Source organism: Acinetobacter sp. YH12137 (assembly GCF_013418535.1).
Taxonomy (GTDB): Bacteria; Pseudomonadota; Gammaproteobacteria; order Pseudomonadales; family Moraxellaceae; genus Acinetobacter.
In genome coordinates this window covers 25,473-50,980 of record NZ_VPBW01000013.1, presented here as the reverse complement: position 1 = coordinate 50,980, position 25,508 = coordinate 25,473, and the positions used below count along the sequence as shown (strand labels likewise).

At 42.0% G+C, this 25,508-nt stretch carries 22 protein-coding genes; 16 read left to right on the top strand and 6 right to left on the bottom strand.

Going from position 1 to position 25,508, the window contains the following annotated elements:
- Positions 1-257: 257 nt before the first annotated feature.
- The 3 genes from FTU72_RS08740 (at position 258) to FTU72_RS08730 (ending at position 2,409) form a co-directional block, all read left to right on the top strand.
- Complete coding sequence (locus FTU72_RS08740; RefSeq protein WP_179992755.1) at positions 258-1,205, top strand: pirin family protein; 948 nt, start codon at positions 258-260, stop codon at positions 1,203-1,205.
- A gap of 34 nt (positions 1,206-1,239) precedes the next feature.
- Positions 1,240-1,638 (top strand): OsmC family protein, encoded by a 399-nt coding sequence (locus FTU72_RS08735; RefSeq protein WP_159124123.1) that lies wholly within the window; start codon positions 1,240-1,242, stop codon positions 1,636-1,638.
- A 120-nt stretch (positions 1,639-1,758) separates the two neighbouring features.
- The gene (locus tag FTU72_RS08730) at positions 1,759-2,409 is read left to right on the top strand and encodes a glutathione S-transferase (RefSeq protein ID WP_180052698.1); all 651 of its coding nucleotides are present in this window, start codon (positions 1,759-1,761) and stop codon (positions 2,407-2,409) included.
- Between the two features lie 52 nt (positions 2,410-2,461).
- On the opposite strand, the gene phoR is transcribed toward FTU72_RS08730, so the two are convergent.
- From phoR to FTU72_RS08715, 3 genes are all read right to left on the bottom strand, one after another.
- The gene (gene phoR / locus FTU72_RS08725) at positions 2,462-3,820 is read right to left on the bottom strand and encodes a phosphate regulon sensor histidine kinase PhoR (RefSeq protein WP_159124125.1); all 1,359 of its coding nucleotides are present in this window, start codon (positions 3,818-3,820) and stop codon (positions 2,462-2,464) included.
- Positions 3,821-3,845: 25 nt separating this feature from the next.
- On the bottom strand, positions 3,846-4,556 hold the full coding sequence (phoB, locus tag FTU72_RS08720; RefSeq protein WP_159124126.1) for a phosphate regulon transcriptional regulator PhoB: 711 nt from the start codon (positions 4,554-4,556) through the stop codon (positions 3,846-3,848).
- 221 nt (positions 4,557-4,777) lie between these two features.
- Positions 4,778-5,470, bottom strand: a complete 693-nt coding sequence (locus FTU72_RS08715; protein WP_179992733.1) for a TetR/AcrR family transcriptional regulator — start codon at positions 5,468-5,470, stop codon at positions 4,778-4,780.
- Positions 5,471-5,689: 219 nt separating this feature from the next.
- Here FTU72_RS08715 and FTU72_RS08710 point away from each other — a divergent pair, with 219 nt between their 5' ends.
- The 10 genes from FTU72_RS08710 to FTU72_RS08665 all read left to right on the top strand — a co-directional run bounded on the left by FTU72_RS08710 (position 5,690) and on the right by FTU72_RS08665 (position 15,038).
- Positions 5,690-6,538, top strand: a complete 849-nt coding sequence (locus FTU72_RS08710) for an SDR family oxidoreductase (RefSeq protein ID WP_180052699.1) — start codon at positions 5,690-5,692, stop codon at positions 6,536-6,538.
- A 185-nt stretch (positions 6,539-6,723) separates the two neighbouring features.
- Complete coding sequence (locus FTU72_RS08705) at positions 6,724-7,665, top strand: TauD/TfdA family dioxygenase (protein WP_180052700.1); 942 nt, start codon at positions 6,724-6,726, stop codon at positions 7,663-7,665.
- 118 nt (positions 7,666-7,783) lie between these two features.
- Positions 7,784-8,488, top strand: a complete 705-nt coding sequence (locus FTU72_RS08700; protein ID WP_180052701.1) for a Crp/Fnr family transcriptional regulator — start codon at positions 7,784-7,786, stop codon at positions 8,486-8,488.
- A 110-nt stretch (positions 8,489-8,598) separates the two neighbouring features.
- On the top strand, positions 8,599-8,814 hold the full coding sequence (locus FTU72_RS08695; protein WP_159124130.1) for a molybdopterin-binding protein: 216 nt from the start codon (positions 8,599-8,601) through the stop codon (positions 8,812-8,814).
- A 13-nt stretch (positions 8,815-8,827) separates the two neighbouring features.
- Positions 8,828-10,309 carry a hypothetical protein gene (locus FTU72_RS08690; RefSeq protein ID WP_180052702.1) on the top strand — a complete coding sequence of 494 codons (1,482 nt, stop codon included), beginning with the start codon at positions 8,828-8,830 and terminating at the stop codon, positions 10,307-10,309.
- Between the two features lie 24 nt (positions 10,310-10,333).
- Positions 10,334-11,401, top strand: a complete 1,068-nt coding sequence (locus FTU72_RS08685; protein ID WP_180052703.1) for an ABC transporter substrate-binding protein — start codon at positions 10,334-10,336, stop codon at positions 11,399-11,401.
- Positions 11,402-11,428: 27 nt separating this feature from the next.
- A complete protein-coding gene (locus FTU72_RS08680) occupies positions 11,429-12,283 on the top strand; it encodes an ABC transporter permease (RefSeq protein WP_180052715.1) in 855 nt (284 codons plus the stop codon).
- A 10-nt stretch (positions 12,284-12,293) separates the two neighbouring features.
- Complete coding sequence (locus FTU72_RS08675) at positions 12,294-13,055, top strand: ABC transporter permease (RefSeq protein WP_180052704.1); 762 nt, start codon at positions 12,294-12,296, stop codon at positions 13,053-13,055.
- Positions 13,056-13,073: 18 nt separating this feature from the next.
- Positions 13,074-13,886: an ABC transporter ATP-binding protein gene (locus FTU72_RS08670; RefSeq protein WP_179992725.1), complete on the top strand. Its 813-nt coding sequence runs from the start codon at positions 13,074-13,076 to the stop codon at positions 13,884-13,886.
- 336 nt (positions 13,887-14,222) lie between these two features.
- Complete coding sequence (locus tag FTU72_RS08665) at positions 14,223-15,038, top strand: ABC transporter ATP-binding protein (protein WP_180052705.1); 816 nt, start codon at positions 14,223-14,225, stop codon at positions 15,036-15,038.
- A gap of 149 nt (positions 15,039-15,187) precedes the next feature.
- Here the strand turns inward: FTU72_RS08665 and FTU72_RS08660 are convergent, their stop codons facing one another.
- The 3 genes from FTU72_RS08660 to FTU72_RS08650 form a co-directional block, all read right to left on the bottom strand.
- Complete coding sequence (locus FTU72_RS08660; protein ID WP_180052706.1) at positions 15,188-16,555, bottom strand: LLM class flavin-dependent oxidoreductase; 1,368 nt, start codon at positions 16,553-16,555, stop codon at positions 15,188-15,190.
- A 162-nt stretch (positions 16,556-16,717) separates the two neighbouring features.
- Positions 16,718-18,082: an MATE family efflux transporter gene (locus tag FTU72_RS08655; protein ID WP_180011608.1), complete on the bottom strand. Its 1,365-nt coding sequence runs from the start codon at positions 18,080-18,082 to the stop codon at positions 16,718-16,720.
- 103 nt (positions 18,083-18,185) lie between these two features.
- Positions 18,186-19,340 (bottom strand): methionine aminotransferase, encoded by a 1,155-nt coding sequence (locus FTU72_RS08650; protein WP_180052707.1) that lies wholly within the window; start codon positions 19,338-19,340, stop codon positions 18,186-18,188.
- A gap of 273 nt (positions 19,341-19,613) precedes the next feature.
- Between FTU72_RS08650 and FTU72_RS08645 the strand changes: the two genes are divergently transcribed.
- From FTU72_RS08645 to FTU72_RS08635, 3 genes are read left to right on the top strand one after another with little or no spacing between them, the layout of a single operon-like run.
- Complete coding sequence (locus tag FTU72_RS08645; protein WP_180052708.1) at positions 19,614-22,412, top strand: type VI secretion system Vgr family protein; 2,799 nt, start codon at positions 19,614-19,616, stop codon at positions 22,410-22,412.
- Positions 22,413-22,427: 15 nt separating this feature from the next.
- Positions 22,428-24,596 (top strand): LysM peptidoglycan-binding domain-containing protein, encoded by a 2,169-nt coding sequence (locus FTU72_RS08640; RefSeq protein ID WP_004895314.1) that lies wholly within the window; start codon positions 22,428-22,430, stop codon positions 24,594-24,596.
- Positions 24,597-24,605: 9 nt separating this feature from the next.
- Positions 24,606-25,472, top strand: a complete 867-nt coding sequence (locus tag FTU72_RS08635) for a hypothetical protein (protein ID WP_180052709.1) — start codon at positions 24,606-24,608, stop codon at positions 25,470-25,472.
- The last annotated feature ends 36 nt before the right edge of the window (positions 25,473-25,508 follow it).

Sequence of the window (25,508 nt, the reverse complement as noted above, 5' to 3'; positions counted from 1 at the left end):
AGATAATGCTGGTTACTTGAATGATTATATGATTCATCACCAAGACCTTGATTACAGTCTTTGGAAGACTGAAGCCTTTAAGTATTTGAACTGTTCTGATGAGTAGCACATTTTATACGTATCGAAATATTTCCAAAGATAGATTTTGCGGGTAGACGCGGTACATTGTTCTATGAGGTAGACATCTTGTGATGATCAGGGAAAGATGTCTTGATTCAGCATACAGCCAGAATGAACTTGCCGAGGTCAGCTCAACCATGTCGAATAATAATGATATTGAACTGTCAAATTCAGATGATTGTGAAAAGTATATCAATCAGTTCATACAGGAAGTTCCTTTACGGCGTGCAGAAATCGGGCAGGGAACTGTCATTAAACGCGCCTTGCCGAGTCGGCATAAACGCATGATTGGCGCCTGGTGTTTTCTGGATCATGCCGGTCCTACTCAGTTTCCTCAGGGAGATGGTCTGGATATCGGACCGCATCCGCATATTGGCCTGCAAACTTTTACCTGGATGATTGAAGGCACCATGATGCACAGCGACAGTCTGGGTAACCGGCAATTGATCCGGCCGAAACAGGTCAATCTGATGACTTCAGGCTATGGCATTTCGCATACAGAGGTTTCACCGGAAACTGAAACCAAAATGCATGCAGCACAGCTCTGGATCGCCCTACCTGATGACAAGATCAATATGGCTCCCGCGTTTGATCATTATCCGCAATTACCCGTGATCGAAGAACAAGGCATTCAATGTACGGTCCTGGTCGGGGAATTCCTAAATACACAATCCCCGGTTAAAGTGCATACCGAACTTTTGGGGGTGGATCTATTTGCTGCTGAAAGTACCCGTGCCCATTTGAGTTTAGATCCAAGATTTGAATATGGCTTTATGGCCCTTGAGGGTCTGGCAAGTATTAATGGGCATGAACTGACTGAAGATAATATGGTGATTCTTGAGCCGGGATTACAGTATGTAGATGTCGAAATTCATGCGGGTGGGCGAATCTTGCTGATTGGTGGAGAGCCATTTGAAAGCCCTATTTTATTGTGGTGGAATCTGGTTGGTCGTGATGTGGAAGAACTGAAGCTGGCCCGTGAACAGTGGATGATGGGGCACCCGCGTTTTGGCACCATTCCAAGCTATGATGGGCCGCGTATGGAAGCACCAGCATTTCCGGAACATATGCGTGCTTCTCGATAAATCTTTCATATAACTATAAGAACAAAGGATCAGTATGGCCCGTATCGCACTTGCCAAAATACAGAGCTTAACCATACCGTGGCAGGGAGAAATCAGTCATGGTCAGCATCATTATCTAACCGATAAACCGGAATCCTTCGGTGGGCAGGATGCAGGTCCTGCACCTTATGATCTGCTTTTAGGCAGTCTGATCTCTTGCACCATGATTACTTTGCGCATGTATGCCAAACATAAGGACATTGAACTGGGCGACTTTCAGGTTGAAGCAGAATTCTTTGCCAATAAAGAAGGACAGGAATGGATTGAACGACGCTTAAGTTTCGATATTACTCATGATTCGGCTTTGCAGCAGAAAATTCTGGAGATTTGTGCCAAAACCCCAGTGACCAAAACCCTGTTACGCAGTTTGGAGATTCGGACCAGCCTGATTTAAGCTAAAAGAGGGTACGCAATATCCGGTAGGGAAAATGTAAGTAGACTGATAAACTCTTTAGTTAGAGCCAGACTTTTTGTTATGCTCACGCAGTAATAACAATAAAATCATGAGTCTAATATGCGTGTTTTACATCATCTCGAACAATCAAGATCATTTCGAATCATGTGGGCCTTGGAAGAGCTGGAACTTGATTATGAGATCAAGTATTACAAACGCCTGCCTAACTATTCTGCTCCGCCTGCTTTGAAACAGGTTCATCCTCTGGGTAAAGCCCCGATTCTGGAAGATCAGAATCTGGTACTGGCTGAGTCTGCCGCCATTCTGGAGTATCTCCAAGAAACCTATGATTCGACCCATCAGTTTCAGCCGATCAGTGCCGAGAACAAGGCGCAATACCGCTACTGGATGCATTATGCAGAAGGGTCTTTGATGCCTTTGCTGGTCATGCAACTGGTGATGACCAAAGTTCCTGAGCAAGTGCCATTTCTGGTTCGTCCCGTGGCTAAAACAATTTGTGAAGGGGTAAAAAAGCAGTTTGTACAAAGCCGTCTAAAAGACCATATCCAGTTTCTGGAAGATCATTTAAGCCAGCATGAATATTTTGCCGGTCGTTTCAGTTTTGCGGATATCCAGATGAGCTTCCCACTTGAAGCCATGCAAAGCCGTACCGGTAAAAGCTATCCGGCGATTCAAGCCTATCTGGAACGGATCTCGTATCGTGCGGCTTATTTCCGGGCCTTATCCAAGGAGCAGGCATTAAAGTCTTAAAGCCTTCGCTAAAAAAGAAAAGGTGCGATTTGCACCTTTTTTTATTTTTGAATCAGTCTGGGAAACTGAGACGTTCTTTAGGGAAAATCACCTTAAAGGTGGATCCCTGATTTTCACGGGAATCAATTTCGAGCTGGGCCTGATGTTGCATCAGTACATGCTTCACAATTGCCAGACCCAGGCCTGTGCCACCAGTACGGCGGCTACGGTCAGAATCTACCCGGTAGAAACGTTCTGTCAGACGTGGCAAGTGTTTAGGATCAATCCCAATCCCGGTATCTTCTACGACAAAATAGGCCGATTCACCATCATCATGCCAGCCCATGGTGACCGTTCCACCTTTAGGCGTGTACTTGATAGCATTGGTAATCAGGTTACTGAAGGCACTGGCAATTTCCATATCTGAGCCGATCAGGTCACAGTGACTGTCAATATCCAGATTTAGGGTATGGCCATAATCCACGTTATAGGCTTGCGCATCATCAAACAGCTGGTTCATCAGATTCGGCATATCAATAATCTGGTTCTTGGCAATATTCTTGTCATTTTCCAGACGGGATAGCAGCAACAGGTCATTCACTAGTGCATTCATGCGACGAGTCTGGGACTGCATCTGGTCAAAGGCGCGTTTCCAGCGCGGGCTAATATCTTCCTGATCGGTAAAGGTTTCGATATAACCGCTGAGCACAGTCAAAGGGGTACGCAGTTCATGCGAAATATTATCGACAAAGTCCTTACGCATCTGTTCCAGATTATGCATGCGGGTCACATCATAGGCGACCAGTAGGCGACTTTCACCACCAAAGCGGGTCATTTTGATTTGTACATAATGATCTTCAAATATCGAAGATTTCATCTTCAGGCCATCAGGCGCATCATCAATATGATGATAGTAATCAATGAAATTTGGCTGACGTAACAAACTCAGGATATTGCGGCCGCGATCTTCCTGACCAATCCCCAGTAAACGTTCTGCCGCCGGGTTCCACCATTCAATCTGCTGGTTTTCATCAATCAGTACCACAGCCTCTTGTAGGGCGACTAGCGAGGATTGAGCACGGTCAATCAGCTCGACCATTTCAGCCTGAACGACACGTTCCTGACGCTGGGCCCGATAGACATTGAACAGTAAAGCCCCCCAGATCCCGTTAATATTTGGCGGTACATCATAGGGACGGTTCGAGATCCATTCATTGACCAGGTAGAGTGAACGCAACTGTGTGCCAAAGAAGGCAACAAAGGCCAGAACGATACAGATCCAGAAATAACCGATGCCTAGACCAATACAACTGGCAATCACCAGGAAGAGAAGAAGGAGACGTAAATCTTGCTTGGCAAAATCCCATAGGCTGCTGTAACGGAGTCTTTTGTGCTCGTGTGACAGTTCGGGAACAGGATAGGGCTCATACATAAAACAAGATTTACCTAAAAAACAATTAACCCAGTGCAACATCGGCACGGGTCGAGAAACGGTAACCGGTGCCACGCACAGTTTGTACATAACGGTCAGCGCCATAAGGTTCAAGTACCTTACGCAGGCGACGGATATGCACATCAATGGTCCGGTCTTCAATATAGACGTTGCCACCCCAGACCTGATCCAGCAATTGCGCACGGGTATAAGCACGTTCCGGATGGGTCATGAAAAATGCCAAGAGACGATATTCAGTCGGTCCCATATCCAGAATAGTACTGCCAAAATTCACGCGCTGACTGACTGGGTCTAATACCAGTCCGTTAGCATCAATGGATTTTTCACCGCTGAGGGCATTAGAGCGACGCAAAACAGCTTTAATACGTGAAACCAGCTCACGGGTCGAAAATGGTTTAGTCATATAGTCATCGGCACCGGCATCCAGTCCCTGAACTTTATGATCTTCTTCACCACGCGCGGTCAACATGATGACTGGAATTTCGGACAGATTTTCATCACGTTTCAGACGACGGCACAGATCGACACCACTGACGCCACCTGGCATCATCCAGTCCAGCAAAATCAATGCTGGACGCTGGTCCACAATCATTTGATGAGCCTGCTTGGCATCTTCTGCCTGTAAACATTGAAAGCCTGCCATATCCAGAGCAGTATGGATCATTTCACGAATCGGCAGTTCATCATCAACAATTAGAATGTAGTCATCTTTCACAGCGCAATACCCTATTTCATGCAAACGGTGGACCGTTTTATATTTATGACAGGCTTATTACAAAGATTAATTATGACAGTATCATTGCAGAATAGGTAGTTCCGTGGTCTTCTGCAAAGATTTGTCACAATTTAAGCTGTTATTTTATAAGAGGGTCTTAATTCAAAATCTTGTAGATCACTGAGAGCTAGATCTACGTAGACCTTATCCTGATTTAAAAATTATCTAACCGGATCCGCCGGTTTTTCTGTACCCAAAGTATCTAGTAAAGCAAAGAACACCAGACTACAGGAAGACAGAATTTCTTCCAGTGACTGTTTAAAGCCGCTCATGACCCAGCGAATGGCAATCTGGGTAACATAACCATTGAGTCCGGTCGAGACCAGGGAAATCTCTCTTTCAGAACGATTAAGGTTCGGCATCATCAGCATGACAAAGGCCTGAATCATACGGTCGAAACGGCCCATGGTTTCATGAATCGTGGCCTGATTATGCAGTTCCTGAACCAGCATCGCATCGATATAAATAATTCGTGCCATACCCGGATTGTCACGTAAGGTCGTCAGCAAGGCAGTCAGACCGGCTTCGATCATTTTCTTTGGATCAGAAGAAGCCTGCATCATGGCTTGCATGACATTCTGCTGTAACTGGTCAATCAGCTTGAGGAAAATAGTCTGGAACAGATGTTCGCTTTTCTTAAAGGATTCATAAAAATAACGTTCAGTCAGTTTGGCTTCGTTACAGATATCCTTCACTGTGACTGAAAAGAAACCATGACGACCATACGCCTCGATCCCGGCCTCAATCAGCTTTTCACGACGCGCCTGCTGACGCTCAGCCATGGAAAGCCCTTTAAACTGGCGTTCCTTACTTTTACTTGCTAGTTTTTGTCCTGAATTTACTGCATCCGTCATAAAGACCATAGACTCATGTGCTTGAGATTTTAAGTATCTTATCAATAAATCCGGCTTTGACCTATGCTGAAATTCAAACCTGAAAATTGGCCCGTAGAGACATGCTGGAATTATTGACAATATGGATTGTCAAAACTATATTGAAACGGTGTGCTGTATCCCTATGTGACAGAAAAACAGGCTGTCATGGAAGGGCAGTGTTTTAATCAAGGAAATTCAATGAAAAATTTTAATAATAAAGTCGCGGCCATTACTGGCGCAGGTTCAGGTATCGGCCAGCAACTTGCGGTGCTTTTAGCAAAGCAGGGCTGTCATTTAGCTTTAAGCGATGTGAATGAACAGGGTCTGGCTAAAACCGTTGAGCTGTTGAAAGGTACTGATGTTCGTGTCACAACCAAAAAGGTCAATGTGGCTAATCTGGAAGAAATGCATGCTTGGGCCGCTGAGGTCGAGAAAGATCATGGCAGCGTGAATATGATTTTTAACAATGCTGGTGTGGCACTCGGTTCTACCGTAGAAGGCGCCAGCTATGAAGAGCTGGAATGGATCGTCGGCATTAACTTCTGGGGCGTGGTCTATGGCACCAAAGAGTTCCTGCCTTTAATCAAGAAAACCGGTGATGGTCATGTCATCAATATTTCCAGCCTGTTCGGTTTAACTGCCCAGCCGACCCAGTCTGCTTATAATGCCACTAAATTTGCCGTGCGTGGTTTTACCGAATCCTTGCGTCAGGAACTGGATATGGAAAACTGCGGGGTAAGCGCACTCTGTGTACACCCAGGCGGAATCCGTACCAATATCGCCATTGCAGCGAAAATGAATGACAGTATCCGTAGTCTGGGAATGCACCCGGAAAAATCTGCACAGAATTTCAATAAGCTGCTGCGTTGTCCACCGGAAGAAGCAGCGCGTCAAATTCTGGACGCGGTGCAAAAAGACAAACGCCGTCTGCTGATTGGGAATGATGCCAAAGCAATTGATTTAATCCAGCGCCTCATGCCAACTGGCTATCAGAAGGTCACGGCTTTAGCTACCCGCCTCGGCAAGCAGAAGAAAAAGTCAGCTTAAAACGATCTGATCAAAGCCCGCGTAAGCGGGTTTTTTTATGCCCGAAAACTTAAGCAGCTAAAGTATTTTATAAATCAAAAATGGTGCATAAGAATGTCAATAAATTGACAGCGTTAGATAAGCCGATTCGGCATGATGATTTCACAGACCGAAGGTCGACATAATTATAGATAGAGGAAATGATCATGGCTTATGAATACAAACACATCCAGGTACAACCAATTGGTGGCCGTATCGGCGCTGAAATCCAGGGCATAAAACTGTCAGCGGATTTGGCTGATGAAGTGGTAAATGAAATCAACCAGGCATTATTGCAGCATAAAGCGATCTTCTTTAAAGATCAGCAACATCTGGATGATGTCGCCCAAGAAGCCTTTGCAGCACGTTTAGGCACGCCGTTAAATCACCCGACTGTGCCGGTAAAAGATGGCTCTGCACATATTCTGGAAATTGATTCACGTGGTGCACGTGCAGACAGCTGGCATACGGACATCAGCTTTATTGATGCTTATCCAAAAGCTTCTATTCTTCGTAGCGTGGTTGCACCCGCAGTGGGTGGTAATACCGTATGGGCAAATACAACCGCTGCCTACAATGATTTACCTGAAGAATTAAAAACACTGGCAGATAGCTTGCGTGCGATTCACAGCAACAACTTTGACTATGCTGCAAAAGTCAGTGTTCCAAAAGAAGCTTTGGAAAAATATAAAAATTATTTCAATTCAACTGAATATGAAACTGAACATCCATTGGTACGCGTTCATCCTGAAACAGGTGAAAAAACCTTGTTATTGGGTCATTTCTTTAAGAGCTTGGTCGGTTATAGCTCAAGTGAATCACGCCGTTTATTCGACCTGTTCCAAAGTTATGTAGAGAAGCTGGAAAATATTGTGAGCTGGCGCTGGAGTGCAGGTGATGTGGCGATCTGGGATAACCGTGCAACGCAACACCGAGCGATTAATGACTATGGTGACCAGCACCGTGTAGTTCGCCGTGTGACTTTAGAGGGTGATGTGCCAGTCGGTGTGGATGGCCGTCCAAGCCGTGAACTGCGTAAAGACGTCAAGCAGGACATCAGCAACTTCCGCTATAACAGCGAAGACGGTATTTATGAAAAAGTTTCATAAGTAATTCTTATTCAATTGGAAACTTTGCATATAAATAGCTAAAGAATCAAGAATAAATGATTCGCCAGTCATTAATGATCCATCTAATATTTAAATAAAATATAGGGTGGATCATTTTATGAGAATTCATACTGCAAAAAATAATGTGGATTATGACATATTAAAAAATATATTTAAAAATATCTCTGAGGATAAGCTGGATTATATTTTAAAATATTCAACGATTCGAAAATATCAAAAAGGCGATTTGATATTAAATAAAGAAAATTGCCATACTGCTTTATATATATTGCTTGATGGGATTATCCAGATTGGATATTTAAGCCCATCAGGTCGTTTTCATGCCTTTAATTATTTCTCGGAAAAGCATCTGATTAACCTGCTTCCTTGCCTCAATACACAAGTGATTGATTATGATTATTATGCTTTTAATCAGGTCAAGGTCCTGCAAATTCCACAGCATATATTTATAGAAGAAATAAATGATAACAATTACTTAAAGCAGGATGCTTTAAATATTCTCAGCCATCGGATGCAATATCTGATCCAGCAGGTCAAATTCCTGCAAGTCGCTAATTTACATCAAAAAGTATGCAAGGTTTTGCATGACCTTTCGATTCAGTATGGTCGATCTCATCCTCTGGGAACTGAAATTAAACTCAAGATCTCCCAGCATGATTTAGCAGATTTACTCTCTGCTTCACGCCAAACCATTAATAAAGAAATAAAGAATCTGGCCAGTCAAAATATTCTAGATTGGCAATATGAAAATATCGTGATTAAAAACAAAGAATATTTAAATTATCAGATCAACTGGATTTAAAATAATATTTTTGGATTTTATAAAATAATATATCAAAATCTATTTATATTATTTTTCTGCATATTAAAAATCATGCATATTAATTCCAACCAAAACAACAGGAATTAATAATGACAATTCAATCTATTAATGTGCGTAACCAGTTAAAAGGTACTATTCAGGAAATTGTAAAAGGTGATGTGGTTTCTGAAGTCGATGTGGTGACTGCTTCAGGTATTTTCACTTCGGTAATTACGACACGTTCTGTAGAAGAGCTGGATTTGCAGATAGGAAGTCAGGTGATTGTACTGATCAAATCGACTGATGTTTCACTGGCAAAACTGTAGGTGTGTCGATTGTATGAAGCAATATTTTAAACAAGGGGCAACGGTACTGACTCTGCTAAGCGCGAGTATTGGCTTAACGCATGCAGATGCGGAGGTAGGTCAGTTACAACAACAGGTCAGTCAACTCGAGCAGTCATTAAAACAATTAAAAACCCAGTTAGCGCAGATTCAGAATCAGAACGAAGCCGTTACAGAAGCCACTACTGCTGATGAGATTGAGCTGGCTACAGAAGCTGAATCTGATGATGACCAAAGCTTTGTGACACGTGCCGAGTTGCAAGGTCTGCAAAGCGATCTGGAAAACTATAAATATCAGGTACAACGTGACCGCGATACCAAAACGGCATTATCAACACGTCAACTGCTGATTAATGGAGTCGTGCAGGCCAAAGCTTCTTATATCGATGAAGCACAGCGCACTCCACCTACGGGTACCAATACCGGGATGGCAGTTCAAGACCGCCACTCTTCGTTTGATTTAGGTGCAGTCCAAATTGGTTTTATTGGCAATCTGTATAAAGACTATGAAGAAGGCAAAAACCTGGATTTCAATCTGCGTTTTGGTACTTCTCCACAGACAGGAACCAATAACAGTTATCTGAACTTATTGGATGCGCAACTGACTTATCACGTATTGCCAACCTTAAGTGCCGACACGGGGCGCTTGAGCGTTACTTTAGGTCAGCAACTGTTACCATTTGGCCAGGAAGTTCAGGCCACTGAAGACCTAAAACCTACCATTAACAATGCCTTGTTCAGTTTGCCGGGCCTAGGTTATGGACTGGCACTGCGTGAAGTCGGTCTGATTGTGCGTGGGGATGCCTTACCAACCGTGGACTATGGATATAACTATCGCTCGCCAATGATTAGCTATGCCTTTGGCTTGGTGAATGGTAATGGAGCCAATAAATCGGATGACAATGATGACAAAAACTTTATTGGACGTTTGCGTTATACCTTGCCTGCGGAATATAACTCATGGCTGCGTGAACTGAGTTTTGGTCTGTCCTGGTATCAAGGCAAGAGCAATCTATTTGAAATTGATGGAACTAGTGCGGCCTTTGCTGGTAAAGGCGATGTGCTGCGTAAAGGCTTCGATATTTACTATAACCATCATCCATTCGGTGTGACCTATGAATATGTGCAAGGTGAAGATGACACCTACATTTCACAAACCGCACAGACCTATAAGCGTGAAAGTGAGTCGCATACAGGCACCTTGTTCTGGAACTTCGGTGAGCAGTTTGTCAAAGGCTTCCGTAATCAGGGCCGTTATGACGACTGGTGGCCAAAGTCTTACCAGGCCTTCTATCGCTACGACACCATTGATCGTGACAAAAATTTAGCCGATCAAACGGTTGATATTCACAGTCTGGGCCTGAATGCATTCTTTGCGGAAACCACCAAGTTTCAGATCAACCTGAACCATGTCAACAACGACATTACAAACAAGAGCTATAACGAACTGGTCGCACAATTCCAGTACGGATTCTAATTTTATATTTTGAGGAATTTTCACATGTTTAAATGGTCAAAAGTATTCTTTGCCGGCCTTCTCTCTACAACAACACTGCTGCCAGCGATTCAGACCTCTGCCGCAGAGGCGAAACCCAGCGTGATCCGTTTTGCTTCGCCGATGGTCGGTACAGGTAATCGCCCTGTAGGTTATGGTAATTACTATGCGACTGCACAGACCTTGGGTTTATTTGAAAAAGAATTCCAGAAAGATGGCATCAAAGTACAATGGAATAACTTTAAAGGAGCGGGTCCTGCGATTAATGAATCTTATGCGAATGGTCTGGTCGATATTACCTGGATTGGTGATTTGCCTGGACTGATTGGCAAAGCCAGTCGTCTGGACACTAAACTGGTCGCCATGGCTGGCTCACAGGATAATACTTATCTGGTGGTAGCACCGGGTTCTCCGGCTAAATCGATTGCTGATTTAAAAGGGAAACGAATAGGCTTCTTTAAAGGAACCAATCTGCATTTATCGATTATTAATGTGGTCAAAAAATACGGATTCAGTGAGAAAGACTTCCGTTTTGTCAACATGGATGGCCCAGTGGCGTATTCCGCTTTAGCCAGTGGTGATATTGATGCAATCTGGAGCAGTAGCTATATTTTTCCTGTAGTCGATCGCGGTATTGCCAAGATTATTTATAGTACCAAAAATGAACCTGATCTCTATAAAACCTCAGGCTATGTACTGGTGAATTCCAAGTTTGAGCAAAAATATCCTGAAGTGGTTCAGCGTGTAGTGAATGTGCTGGTCAAACAAGCGGCTTGGGAAAGCAAGCCCGCTAATAAAGATGCCCTGTTTAAACTCTGGGCAAAATCTGGAATATCGTATAGCAACATCAATAAAGCCCATATTGGGGTAGATCTGAAACGTCATAGTGCCCCGATTTTTGATGCCTATAACGTGTCACTCATTAAGCAGAAGCTTAAAGCGGGTCAAGATTTGAAACTGATTCGCGGTAATGTCGATGTGGATAAATGGATTGAGCCGAAGTATGTCAATAATGCTCTAAAAACACTGAATTTACAGAATTATTGGAAACCTCTCAATGCCAATGGGCAATAACCATCATGCCATTGAGGAGGAAGAGTGATGTTACAGGAAATCGAGCTTGAAACAGCCAAGATACCGACACAGGACAGTGCTGCATCCAGATTGAACCGAAAAAGTATTCTGAATTTTTTTAAACAGAATCAGGTGTTCATATGGGGAATCGGAGCAATTTTCCCCATCGCGTTGCTCTATCTGTGGCATGTGTCGGTAGAACGGAACTGGGTGAATCCTTTATTGCTGCCTGCACCTGAACTGGTCTGGGTGGCCCTGAAAGATCTGTATCAAACTGGCGAACTGTGGAGCAATTTGAGTGTCAGTCTGAGCCGAATTGGCTATGGGTTCAGTGCCGGCATTGTACTGGCACTGGTCTTAGGTCTGACCATGGGACTATTGCGTCGAGCAGAAGCCTATATCTGGCCTACGTTTAAAGCCATTAATCTGGTACCCGTGATCGGCTGGATTCCACTGTTAATTTTACTGGTCGGGATTGATGAAGCCCTCAAGATTATTCTGATTGCTAAAGCCGCGCTGGTACCGATGACCATCAATGTATTTAAAGGCGTGCGCAATATTCCACAGCAATTGACCGAAGTCGCGGAAGTTTATCAGTTGAGCACCTGGTCCAGATTTAAAAATGTGGTTCTGCCAGGTGCCTTTATCAGTTTTATCGGTGGTCTGCGTTTATCTCTGGCAAGTTCATGGGGCGCTCTGGTTGCAGTAGAACTGCTGGCCTCAAGTGAAGGGATCGGCTATGTGATGGTCTATGGCCGTCAGATTTTCCAGCTCGATGTGGTGATGGCAACTGTAGTGGTGATTGGACTGGTGGGATTTGGCTTTGACGTCATTATCCGCCTCATACAAAAACAGTTCCGTGGTTGGGATCAGGCTAGATAGGGAAAATGTCATGAAAAAAATAGATTATCGCGGCTGGGTCATTCCTTCGGTTCTGTGGGTTGCCTGGTTGATCGTGACCGCAAAACAATGGGTTGATCCTGCTTTGCTGGCACCGCCAGCTGCTGTATGGCAAGCCTTTGTAGAAAGCTGGCAGGCAGGCGAGGTGATAGAAAATATTATCGCCAGTCTACTGCGCAATACGGCAGGGTTTATTGCCGGTGGAGTGATGGGTGCAGTGCTGGGTTTGGCCCTGGGTCTAAACGTCTGGCTGGATCGAATCTTTTCTCCAACATTGAACGCCATTAAGCATGTGGCTGTATTTGCCTGGATTCCACTGATGATTATGTGGTTTGGACACGGTGAAGTTTCAAAAGTGATTTTTATTGCTTTGGTGGTGTTCTATCCGGTGTTCTTTAATACCTATGACGGGGTCAAGAATGTGCCGGTCAAAATTAAGGAAGTGGCGCAGATCTTCCAGCTCAGTCCGGTACGTACTTTTTTTAAAGTGATTTTACCCGCAGCAGCCCCAAGTATTTTTGCCGGTTTGAATATTGCGCTGGTGTTTTCATGGGTGGCGACTGTGGGCGCGGAGTATTTTTTTGTGTCCTCGGTTGGCGTGGTCAATCCAATCATGGACGGACAGAACCTGTTCCAGATGGAAGTGGTGCTATATGGCATGGCCATTATTGCGATTGTCGGGCTGTTATTTTCCAAGGCAGCACAATTCTTTGAAAACTATAACTTACGCTGGCGTCAGGCGGCCAATAAATAAAAGATGTGAGATAACAACATGAATCAACAGGTGAATATTAAGGGTCATGTCGAGATCCAGAAACTCGACAAGTTCTTCCCTAAAGATGGGGAAGAGTTGCAGGTATTAGATCAGATTAATTTGAATATCCAGCCAGGCGAGTTCATTAGTATTGTCGGTAATAGTGGCTGTGGTAAATCAACCTTATTGCGGCTTTTGGTGGGCCTTGATGCCGAGTTTCAAGGCAGTATTTTGATTGATGGCAAACCGATTCAGGGCACCAGTCTGGACCGCGGTATTGTGTTTCAGGATCACCGTTTGTTCCCTTGGCTGAGTGTCGAGCAGAATGTAGCTTTAGCGCTGGAAAAATCAGGCCTGAGCAAAGCCGAAAAGCAGGAACTGATTGATTATCATCTGGAACTGGTGCAATTGAGCCAGTTTAAAACTGCCTATCCAAGTCAGCTGTCTGGGGGGATGAGCCAGCGTGTGGCAATTGCGCGTAGTCTGGTGAATCGTCCACAAATTTTATTACTGGATGAACCTTTTGGTGCCTTGGATGCCTTGACTCGGGCCAACTTGCAACAGGAATTACAGCGGATCTGGCAGTCGGAAAAGATCACCTCTATTCTGGTCACCCATGATGTAGAAGAGGCGGTATTGTTAGGTGATCGCGTAGTGGTAATGCAACCCCATCCGGGACGAATCAAACGTATTGTGAAAGTGGATCTGGAACGTCCGCGTAAACGTGAAGACTACCGTCTGGCGGCCATTAAAAATGACATCTTGCTTGACTTCCAGGATCAGGTCGAGCTTGTGCCGCATGAACTGGAACAGTATAAATTGTCCTGGTAAGCAGAGCCATTTGAATACCCGCATTCGCGGGTTTTTTATTGCCCTAAGCATTGTTGCGATTTGGTTGTTCGGAATATTTTAAATAACGTTTTCTAGAAGAAAAAAATTTTAAGTTATTGAAATATATAATTTTATATCTAACTATTAAAATCTATATATGCTTTTGATAACCAAATAAAAAATCAAGATAACTCCTTACCCTAAACTCTTTTATAGTCAAAAGAGTCCTATTTTCAGCAGATCTAAAAGAGACAGAAATTTATCCAAGTTCATAAACAGGATAGATCCAGTCTAGAACAATCATTAAATATGTATTGCAGCAAAAGGTGAGGAAAAATGACGGAGCACTCTCAATGTAGAATCACGATTCAAAATTTATATAAAAGTTATAGCACCGCACCAGATCAGCAGACCCAAGTCCTCGAAGATATTAATCTGGATATTCATGCAGGTGATTTTGTCAGTGTGATAGGGCATGCTGGCTGCGGTAAATCCACATTGTTACGCTTACTGAAGGGCTTAGAGCAGCATCAACAGGGACAGATTCTGATTCAGGGAAAACAGCCAGCTGAACATCTTCCAAATCTCAGTATTGTCTATCAGGATCATCGACTGTTTAACTGGCTCAGTGTGACGGAAAATATCCGCATGGCCTTACATCAAATCCCTTTAAGCAAAGAAGAGGAAAACCGAAGAATTCAGGAACAGCTGGAATTGCTGCAACTGAAACCATTTAAGGATGCTTATCCATCGCACTTGTCTGCTGGCATGAATCTGAAAGTGGCCATTGCCAAAAGCCTGGTTACTCAACCGGATATATTATTATTAGATGATCCTTTTGCTGGACTGGACGCGCTGATGCGTCATCATCTGCATGAAGAATTACAGCGAATCTGGAAAGCCAAAAAAATTACCGTGATTTTAGCGACCCAAGATATTGCTGAAGCTTTATTACTGAGCACTTCAGTTGTGGTAATGCAGGCTAATCCTGGACGAATCGAACAGGTTTTAAAGGTGTCTTTATCTTATCCACGCAAGCGCCAGAATACGCGTTTACAGCAGTTGAAAAAAGAAATTCTAAAAGTATTAAATTTCTCAATCGTGAAGGATCAACAGCTGCTACTTACAAGCTCTGGTCAGTTTTGCTGGTAGGCTAGGGTCTTCATTCATTTTAAATTAAACAGAAATCAACAGCGACACAACCTCGCCCATAGTTGTCATTTCCACTAGCACCAATTACCCCAGTGCTTAACTTAAAGAAATAAAAAATGCCCTATCGGGCATTTTTTATAATGGATGGTTTAAGAGGCAACCGCAGTATTTTGTTGCGTAATCACATACTGATTTTCTGGCCGTTTCAGTCCTAAGTTTTCACGCAGAGTTGTACCTTCATATTCAGTCCGGAATAGACCACGACGTTGTAGTTCTGGCACGATGAAATCTACAAAGTCATCCAGACCGGCAGGTGTCGTTGGTGGCAAGACATTAAAACCATCAGCCGCTTCATTTTCGAACCATTCCTGTAGCTGGTCGACTACCTGTTCAGGTGTCCCGATCAGCGTCCAGTGACCACGAGCAGAGGCAATATATTCATATAGCTGGCGAATACTAAAGCGATGCTTCGCAGCAATCTCAAACATCATTTGCTGACGGCTAGACTTGATCTCAATATCTTCTAGAGGAAATGGGGCATCCAAATCATAGTTTGAAAGATTAATATCCCCTGCCAGACCAGACAGTAAGCCCAAACCGACATCTGGATGAATCAGACGATTCAGTAATTCATATTTTTCTTTGGCTTCCTGTTCAGTTTTAGCTACAAAGACAGAGACCCCCGGCATTACTTTTAAATCATCCGGATGACGACCGTATTTAGCCAGACGGCCTTTAACATCACGGTAGAAGGCTTGTGCATCAGACAGGCTTTGCTGGGCAGTAAAAATCACTTCGGCATATTTGGCGGCCAGCTCACGTCCATCTTCAGATTGGCCCGCCTGAACAATCACTGGATAGCCTTGTGGTGGACGAGGGACATTGAGTGCACCCTGGACATTAAAATATTTGCCGCTATGCAGGGGTTCGTGCTGTTTAGATGTATCAAAGAAATGACCATTTTCTTTGTCATAGAGGAATGCATCATCTTCCCAGGAGTCCCAGAGCTTCTGTACAACTTCAATAAATTCATCCGCGCGCTCATAACGGACTTTGGCATCCGGATGGGCACTAAAACCAAAGTTCCGCGCGGTTTCAGCAGAAATGGTGGTGACAACATTCCATGCGGTACGACCCTTACTGATATGGTCTAAAGAGGCATATTTTCGTGCCAACAGATATGGTTCTTCATAGGTGGTAGAAGCAGTGGCAATAAAACCAATATTTTGGGTGACGGCTGAAATCGCTGCGAATAAGGTGACGGGTTCAAAGCCCACAACTTTATCGCTATAACCGACCTTCTTATTATGTTTGGAAGCGCCATGACTCCAGTTGACTGCCAGACCATCTGCAAGGAAATAGGCATCAAACAGGCCGCGTTCAGCAGTTTTTGCTAATTCAATCGCATAATCAATGCTTAAATGATCCTGAGGACGAGATTCAGGATGGCGCCAACCTGCCGCATGTTGCGAAGTCATTGGAATAAAAGCACCCAGTTTAATTTGTCGTTTAGCCATGAGAAGACCTTGTGTTTTTATACAATACACTGCTTATAACAAGGATCTTCATGCCTGAAAAATATAATAAAAATGAATCCATATAAAAAATATGGATTAAGCAGGAAATACGCTCTTTAGAGGTGGTTTACTAAGGTTTATCCAGTAGTTCAGGCCGGAAGATTAAACCAGTGCCTCGATGGTCTTTTTCTTCCAGATAAACTGGTAATACAAGCCTTGCATAATACAAAGACAGACAAAGGCAAGGGCATAGCCATACCAGATCCCTTGTAAACCCCACCAGCGGCTGAACATATAGGCAGCTGGTACTTCAATTCCAATAATGGCAATGATATTGATCAACATAGGGATTGTTACTGTGCCACTGGCCCGCATGATCGAAGCAAAAATTGCACTAGCACCAAAGAACAAAATCGACCATAGGACAATGAAGAGAAGTTGCTGACCCAATACCACGACCTGCGGATCAGTGATAAATAGTGCCATCAGATATTTAGAAAACAGATAAGCCAGAATCACCAGACTACCTGTGAACAAGATATTCATACTTAAGGCAGTTCGGGTCACTTTATTGAGCAAATCATTTTTACCAGCACCAATGGCCTGTGCCCCAAAGACGGAAGCCGCAATGGCAATAGAAAGGGCAGGGAACTGAATATAATTCAGCACCTGATTCACGGCACCATAGGCCGCCGTCGCTTCTGCACCATAACGGTTGACCAGACCTACAATGACCAGACCAGCGACTGAAGTTGTGACCATTTGAACCCCGGTTGGAATACCTAAGCGCAGGATAATCTTGCTGAGCTGGGGCTGATGACGGATATCTTTGATCAACGCCCAGTCTGGTCTTAGAGGATGACGCTTATAATTTAAATAGAGAATGAGAAATAACAGAACAGCCAAGTTGCCCAGAATGGTTGCAATTGCTGGAGAGATGACCCCCATCTTAGGAAAACCAAAATAACCCGCGATCAGGACCGGTGTCACTACCAAGCCCACACCAATCGTTAGGGCAGAGGCAAACAGTGGCGTAGTACTGTCTCCAACCCCGCGTAAAATTGAAGTATAAATAATATAAATAAAAATCAGAGGACTACCGGCCAGCATCCATTGCACATAAGGCAAAGACAGGTGCATCACATCCGGATCTGTACCCAAGAGTTGCAGGATATTTTCAGCAAAAAATACACCCAATAGGGCAATCAGGCTGCCACCAATCAGTGTCATAAACAGGGTAGAGCCAACTACACAGCGCACTTTTTCCAGGTTTCTGGCACCCCAAGCTTGTCCTACCAGAACCGTAGAACCTGCAGAGAGACCAATCACAAAAGCCATCAGACAGAACAGAATCGGGAAAAATACTGCCACAGCGGCAATTGCTTGCACGCCGAGCATTTGCCCGACAAAAAAAGTATTAATCGTACCGGACAGGCTTTGCAGGATGTTGGTAACGACCAGCGGTAACAGGAAAATAAAAAATGTTTTCCATAAATTCTGCTGGTGAACCAATGCTTGCTGTGCCATATGACATCCTGTTCTTGATTTTTCATATATTTATCAGGACTAAATTATCCTTGATCCGCATCAAGAACGCCTTAGCTTTTCAGTAACCAATAAGTCTATTTTTTTAAACTTTGGAAAGAATCTGTGCCGCTTCTATCAAGGTTTCATCTTTTTTGGCGAAGCAGAAGCGTAATAAGTGTAAATCTTTAGGCGGCTCCTGATAAAACGCTGATACCGGAATCGCTACAATGCCATGCTGTTCAGCCAGATAGTGACACATCGACAGTGCATCCAGATCAGGACGAATTTCACTGTAATCCAGATTCTGGAAATAGGTACCTTGAGACGGCGTCCAGTGAAAACGGGAATCTGTAAGTGCATGATTAAACAGGTCCCGTTTGGTCTGATAAAAACCGGACAGCTCATGGATATGTTCAGAATGTAGCTGCATATATTCAGTCAAAGCCACCTGAATTGGCGTTACACCACAGAAGCTGACAAACTGGTAAATCTGTCTGAACATCTGCATTAAGGCTGGCGGTGCAACACAGAAACCAGTTTTCCAGCCGGTCACATGAAAGGTTTTACCAAAAGAACCAATCACAAAACTGCGTTCACGGAGTTCCGGAAATGATGCTGCAGAATGATGACGAACTTCATCAAATACCAGATGTTCATAAACTTCATCAGACAGAACTACAATATTGCGATCACGAATCAGTTCAATCAGCTGTTGCCAGTCTTGCTCTGTCCATACCGTTCCGGTGGGATTATGCGGTGTATTCACTACAATCATGCGGGTACGGTCATTGATTGCATCTTTGACCTGATTCCAGTCCACAGAAAAACCAGGATATTCCAGAGCGATATGTACCGGTTTGGCACCGACCAGCTTCACGCTTGGCGCATAGCTGTCATAACTGGGATCAAAAATAATGACTTCTTCACCTGTTCGTACCGTTGCCTGAATTGCACAGAAGATTGCAATCGTTGCGCCAGGAGTAATGGTGATTTCATCTACCGGGTCTAGAATGAGCTGGTCACGATGCTGATAAAGATCAGCGACCAGCCCACGTAATACTGGTAAACCATCACCCGGTGCATATTGATTAAAACCATTTTCAGCCGCCCGACTGAGGGCTTCAATCAATTGCGGTGGAGCAGGAAAATCTGGAAAACCTTGTGACAGGTTAATTGCTCCGAGTTTTTGTGCCAAGGCCGACATGGTACTAAAAATAGTAACGCCCAGATTGGGAAGTTTAGAATGTAACTCAAGCATGTCCTTGGCCTCTGGCTTATCCTGTAATCGAGGATGATGTAGGAGATATAAAGTATTCGGCTTTCAGTGTAGCAGTAAGTGAATCGGCAAATAATCAGAAAAATTGAAAAGGTTGAAACAGAATACATCTTCTATTTCATAAGCATAGAGGATATAAGGTCAGGTTAAGGCTATTTGTGGTTAATTCATGTGAAATAAATACCAAGATGGATTGTTCTAAGCTTATTCCCTAAAATCAGTGCGGTAAAAATAACCTCAAATAATAATTATAAAATGCTACAGAGTATTTATACGGTGCTTGAAGGCTTGGGTCTAAGCTCACAGAAGCGTGCACTTCATCTCCGATTTTCCAATGAAATTTTAAATTCTCAGGTTCTGATTCAGCGTATTGAAGGCAGGCACTGGATCAATGAGGGGCTACATGCTGAATTACTTTGTCTATCCACTCATCCCTATATTCCCTTAAAACAGTTTATTGGCTGTCAGGTTGCTGTTGATCAGGTCACTGATCAAGGTGAGCTTTTCCGGACTACAGGTATCATTACCGCAGCTAAACAGGGGCATAGCGATGGTGCTTTAAGTGTCTATCAGCTGACTCTCGAAGATGCGACTTCACTTTGGCATAAACGCCGTAATAGTCGTGTGTTTTTGAATAAAAGTGTCAAAGAAATCAGTGAAATTTTGTTTGCTGAATGGCAAAAGCGAAGTGGCTTATTTGCGCAAAGTTTAAGTTTGGATCTTTCCGGACTAAATCGTGAATATGATGTACGGCCATTGGTCATACAGTCCAATGAAAGTGATTATGACTTTCTGACCCGCCTATGGCGTAGTGAGGGTATTAACTGGCTGATTGATGAAAAGGAATTAATCATTTCAATATCAGCTCGAACCATTCAGCCACAAGTCCTGCGTCTTGTTGATGAGCAGCAATATTTTCAAGCCTTAAAGCGCCGTTCCATCCGCTTCCATCGCAGTCATGCAACTGAGCAATTCGATACTATCACCAGCCTAATTGCTGAGCGCCAATTAGTGCCAAACAATGTTGGATTGCAACGCTGGCAAGCTATAGATCTGGAGCAGGAGCAAAACCAGCGATTGGTGAATATTCAGCAGAGTAGTGTTCAGGATCATACTAGTTTAAATCTGGAAGATGTCTGGAACATCAGCCCAGCTTGGACCAGTGACCTAAATAGAGAAGATCAGGCTACATCATCCAGTCCAGCTCAACTGGATCAACTTAGTCAGCAACTTAGTCACTATCATGCCATGCAGTCCAAATATTTTAAGGCCAGCAGTAGTGTTCGTGATGCCCAAGTGGGTTACTGGTTTGAACTGCATGATCATCCCGAAATTGATCAACATCCGTGCAATGAGCGTGAATTTTTAATTTTGGGCAAACACTTCTATAACCAGAATAATTTACCAAAAGACATTTTGCTAAAGGTGGATCAGCTCATGCTGTCCAGTCGCTGGAAAGTTCTGGATGACGAGAGACAAGGCAATGAGCTGTATTTAATTCGTCGAGATATTCTGGTGATACCTGAATATCATCCACTACAACATCGGCCCGTGGCCTATCCACAACGGGCGAAAGTGGTAGGGCCTGAAGGTGAGACTATTTATGTCGATGAATGGGGACGCGTGAAGGTTCGCTTTTTATTTACCCGTAGTGAAGATCATCAGCATGATGGTGGTGCTGGCGCCAATGATAATGACACTGATTCGGCCTGGGTAGATGTGCTAACGCCATGGGCAGGTGAAGGTTATGGCGCCCGATTCCATCCACGTATCGGGGAAATTGTAGTGATTGATTTCTTCGAAGGAGATATTGATCGTCCCTTCATTGTTGGACGTATTCATGAAGCTGAACGTTATCAAACTATGTTTGATAAGAAGGGGCAGTTGCCATTCACTAAAAAACTAAGTGGTATCCGTTCTCAGGAAGTAGATAGCGAGGGTTTTAACCAGCTTCGCTTCGATGATACAACTGGACAGATTAGTGCACAGCTGCAAAGTAGTCATGGAGCCAGTCAGCTAAATTTAGGAAATCTAAGTCATCCAAAAGAAGATGAGGCTAGCGACGGGCGTGGTGAGGGCTTTGAGTTAAGAACAGATCAATGGGGAGCACTTAGAGCGGGAGCTGGCTTGCTTCTCTCTACCTATAAACAAGAAAATGCCAATGCCAATCACTTAAATGCCAGTCCTGCGAAAAGCCAGCTTGAATCTAGTTTGAATCATAGTAAAGCCTTAAGTGAGATTGCCAAAAATCAGCAAACAGATCCCTTAGAAGGGTTAGATCATCTGAAAAAATTTCTGGATCAGATTGAACAGCAAGATCAAAGCAAGGCTGAAACCTTTAAACAGGCTTTAATGCTGCTGTGTGCACCGAATTCAATTGCACTCTCAACTAATGAAGATCTGTATCTTTCAGCTGATCAGCAGATTAACCACAGTGCTGCGGATAATATTAATTTTTCCACACAGAAATCTTTGATTGCTCACTCTCAGGAGAAGATCAGTTTATTTGCAGCCCAACAAGGATTAAAAGCCATTGCGGCAAAGGGGAAGGTCGAACTCCAGGCACAAGATGACGCAATAGAAACAATTGCTCGTCAAAAAATAAAAATTATTTCGACTGAAGAACGAATTGAAATTATAAGCCCTAAAGAAATTGTGCTTACTGCTGGTGGTTCTCAGTTAAAGATTAATGGACAAGGTGTATTTGGAGTAACAGGTGGGAAGTTTGAGTGTAAGGCTGGGAAGCATAGTTTTATGGGGGGAGCAAACGTAACGTATGAAGTACCTCAGCTTCCCAACAAGCCTTTATATAGCAACAGACTGGATGTATATGATTTATTTTGGCAATCTGACTTCAGTACATTAACTTATAAAGCTTTTATTCCAGAGACAAATTCATATATATCAGGTCAGCTTGATGAGCATGGTCGTACTAAAAAAATGACTACAGCAGATCCTTCTAAGATTGAAGTTTTAGTAGGCCTTAATGATGATTGGGAATTAAATGTTCAGGGTTATGATGTAGAAGATTTAATAGAACATAATAATAACTAGGATATAAAAACAAAAATGGTGAATAAGTCTTTAGCAACCATACAAATTTTAGATTTATTGGGTAACCCAATTTCTAAAGTTCAATATGAAGTTAAAAATAGTAAAACAGGCCAACATGTAGTGCGTGGCTTTACCAACTCTAAAGGATGCCTATACGAGATTCAAAGAGATAAAGGAACAGTTTTAGATATTTACGTCAAAAGCCTTTTTGGCATAGGTATGAAAAAAGTTCAGACATTCACAATGTCGAAAGATCGTATGCTTGTCACGGTAATTAGCCCTAAAATTCTATTGGATTTAAAAACAGTTGATAATAATGGAAGTCAGGGAAGTTATAAGCGTAAAACACATACTATTGAAAAGGGTGAAACTTTATCATCTATTGCGCAGAAATATCAGACCACAGTTCGAGCACTTGAAAAGCTGAATAGAATAAAAGATGCTAATAGAATTAGTATAGGCCAAGTAATTAAGCTACCAGTTAATACACCTGCAACAGGGAATAATATTAGTACGAATAAAAAAACGAGTACTCAACCAATAGAAAAAAGTAAAACAGAAGATAAAAAAGTTGCTACTACGGCAGATACAGGCATTGCTACTACATTTGAAGAATACCAAAGGAAAGCGTTAGAACAACTTAATGAATGGTATGAGGAAGGGAAAAAAGCACTTTCAGAATCGGTAAAAATTGATATTACAGAAGACCGTAGCCAAGAGAGTGGAACACCTAAAACCAATACCAAAAATTTGTGTGAAAATAATCCTCAGTGTATATCAAAAGGTCAAAGTGAATTAATTAGAGAAGTTAATATCAGATTAGCTGGATTTGGAGGTGCATTACCTACAGATGAGTTTACTCCTTTAACTGCGAAATGTATTAAACAGTTTCAAAGAGATTATATGGGGGTGCCAGAAACTGGAAAAATATGTGGCAGTGTTTTAGTTGCTTTAGATAAGTTTTATTATGAATACCCGATTGCTAATTTTATGGCTAAAGCCAGTTGCCCTTGTGGAGAATGTTCAGGCTATGGTATGAATAGAAGAAATACAAAGTCAGGCTTTAATACTGCCAATGAATATCCAGGATTACATAGGTCATTAATATGGATATTAAAATCTTTAAATTTCTATTTAAAAAATGAATTTAAACCTAAAGGCCTTGAAGTGGCTTATATTGAATCTGGTTATAGATGTATAGGTGATAATAAGAAAAAAGGCAGAACCACAGTAAACCATATGGGTTTAGCGCTAGATATACACATCAAAAAAAATGGGAAAAGAACTAAGGCTATAGAAGATGTAGAGTTTATTAGAAAAGAAATTATGACTGTAAAAATGGGAGCAAGTGAAGAAAGGGCTTCTGATAAAATATATTTAGAGCCAACAAAATTTAAGAGTGGAGCAAATGGAGCAACTACTTGGGTTCATTTTGATGTAACAAGATTCTCGAGTATTTACTTTAATGATGAATACTTTAAAAAAGAGATTAAAGATCTAAATGGTAAGCCGATAGTTGAGATTGCTAAATCACTAAATATAAATTCTATTTTTAATTGTGCAGGAATAATTGTAAATACTTCTACTATTTCTAAAATAACAGACCAAACTATTGATGATCTTGTAAAAGAGTTAGGGGACGCAATTGCTAGTGGTGAAGGTAGCTATGAAGCTTGGAATGCGGGAGCTCCTGAAGGGAAAAGGGTCAAATATGGGAAAATGAATGACTTGCCAGGTACAATTACTGGGAAAACTATTGATGAGCTTTTAGAGGCTGCGAAAAAATATAAATGGGATGATAATAGAAGAAGATTTGCAACGGGGAAATATCAAACGATTCCTTCTACTCTAGCGGCAGCTAAAGCAAGACTAAATTTGACTGGTAATGAGTTGTATGATCATGATATGCAAGAAAGAGTCTTTAAGGAACATTTATTAAGAGGTCGTTCATCTATCTATAACCTGATTATTAATGGAAATAAAACTGTAGAACAGGCTATGGTTGATGCTTCTAAAGAGTGGGCTTCAATTGCTTTACCAAAGGGAAAAAAGAATAAATATGGGGTTATTTCTGATGGTAATATTGGTTACCATGAATCTAGAACAAATAAAGCAAATAAACATTCTACTGAGAAAGTTAAAGTTATATTTGAGAAAATACATACTTATCATTCAAATAAATAGGTTTTAAAAATGCAGTTCAAATTAATTTTATTATTTCTTTCTATTTTAGGATTTTCGAGTTGTACATACCCCAAAGAAAATATATTGATAACTTCAGATAATGTCTCAAAATGTTATTTTGAAGGTGGAAATATTGATTTTTGTTCGAAAGATAAGCTTGAGGTTTATAATAAGCATATTAAAGATTTACCTAATTTTTCAAATGATAAAGTGTTATTAATCTTAAATCATAATAGAGATTTAGGTGTAGGTGAAAGTAGAGTTGTTAAGCTGATAGTTATATTAGACCCGTTAGGGAAAAAAGTAATTCCTGTTCCTCAGATGGTAGGTAATTTTGTTGATGGTAAGTTAAGGGAGATTTATAATGAACCTGCTATTATAAAATACAATAAGAAGGGTAATAAAATTTGTTTATCAGGAACTACCTATTTTTTAAAAAATAATAATATTAATATTGAAGATGAATGTTATAATTTTGAAAAAGGTCGTATAAGTAAAATAGAGGATTTGAATTTAAATAATAAAGAATTTTCTAAATTGCCCTATTCATCCGATATTCATTTTAAATGTATAAATAATATTAAATTAAATAAGTGTAATGGGTTAAGATTGATATCTTCGCAAACAATGTTGAATAAGTATAACTTTATTAATCCTCAAGATGGAATGAGTGTGCTCTTGAAAGGAGAAAAAGATTTCTTTTTAATAGTATCTCCGTTTTTTGATGAAGAAGGGGCCAATTTAAGGATTATGAAAGTTAAAGATTTTAACTTAATTTCAGAAATATATATATATGCAGGAAAGAATGTAGAGATTGATAATAATTTGAATATAAAATATTTTGAAGGAAATAATAAAAAAGAATTCTCATTCTAAGAATAATTGATTTAAAAAGCCGACTTTCATCGGCTT

Coding starts and splice junctions, on each gene's coding strand:
- FTU72_RS08740 (WP_179992755.1), top strand. CDS start 258: ATGTCGAATAATAATGATATTGAACTGTCAAATTCAGATGATTGTGAA.
- FTU72_RS08735 (WP_159124123.1), top strand. CDS start 1,240: ATGGCCCGTATCGCACTTGCCAAAATACAGAGCTTAACCATACCGTGG.
- FTU72_RS08730 (WP_180052698.1), top strand. CDS start 1,759: ATGCGTGTTTTACATCATCTCGAACAATCAAGATCATTTCGAATCATG.
- phoR (WP_159124125.1), bottom strand. CDS start 3,820: ATGTATGAGCCCTATCCTGTTCCCGAACTGTCACACGAGCACAAAAGA.
- FTU72_RS08715 (WP_179992733.1), bottom strand. CDS start 5,470: ATGACGGATGCAGTAAATTCAGGACAAAAACTAGCAAGTAAAAGTAAG.
- FTU72_RS08710 (WP_180052699.1), top strand. CDS start 5,690: ATGAAAAATTTTAATAATAAAGTCGCGGCCATTACTGGCGCAGGTTCA.
- FTU72_RS08705 (WP_180052700.1), top strand. CDS start 6,724: ATGGCTTATGAATACAAACACATCCAGGTACAACCAATTGGTGGCCGT.
- FTU72_RS08700 (WP_180052701.1), top strand. CDS start 7,784: ATGAGAATTCATACTGCAAAAAATAATGTGGATTATGACATATTAAAA.
- FTU72_RS08695 (WP_159124130.1), top strand. CDS start 8,599: ATGACAATTCAATCTATTAATGTGCGTAACCAGTTAAAAGGTACTATT.
- FTU72_RS08690 (WP_180052702.1), top strand. CDS start 8,828: ATGAAGCAATATTTTAAACAAGGGGCAACGGTACTGACTCTGCTAAGC.
- FTU72_RS08685 (WP_180052703.1), top strand. CDS start 10,334: ATGTTTAAATGGTCAAAAGTATTCTTTGCCGGCCTTCTCTCTACAACA.
- FTU72_RS08680 (WP_180052715.1), top strand. CDS start 11,429: ATGTTACAGGAAATCGAGCTTGAAACAGCCAAGATACCGACACAGGAC.
- FTU72_RS08675 (WP_180052704.1), top strand. CDS start 12,294: ATGAAAAAAATAGATTATCGCGGCTGGGTCATTCCTTCGGTTCTGTGG.
- FTU72_RS08670 (WP_179992725.1), top strand. CDS start 13,074: ATGAATCAACAGGTGAATATTAAGGGTCATGTCGAGATCCAGAAACTC.
- FTU72_RS08665 (WP_180052705.1), top strand. CDS start 14,223: ATGACGGAGCACTCTCAATGTAGAATCACGATTCAAAATTTATATAAA.
- FTU72_RS08660 (WP_180052706.1), bottom strand. CDS start 16,555: ATGGCTAAACGACAAATTAAACTGGGTGCTTTTATTCCAATGACTTCG.
- FTU72_RS08655 (WP_180011608.1), bottom strand. CDS start 18,082: ATGGCACAGCAAGCATTGGTTCACCAGCAGAATTTATGGAAAACATTT.
- FTU72_RS08650 (WP_180052707.1), bottom strand. CDS start 19,340: ATGCTTGAGTTACATTCTAAACTTCCCAATCTGGGCGTTACTATTTTT.
- FTU72_RS08645 (WP_180052708.1), top strand. CDS start 19,614: ATGCTACAGAGTATTTATACGGTGCTTGAAGGCTTGGGTCTAAGCTCA.
- FTU72_RS08640 (WP_004895314.1), top strand. CDS start 22,428: ATGGTGAATAAGTCTTTAGCAACCATACAAATTTTAGATTTATTGGGT.
- FTU72_RS08635 (WP_180052709.1), top strand. CDS start 24,606: ATGCAGTTCAAATTAATTTTATTATTTCTTTCTATTTTAGGATTTTCG.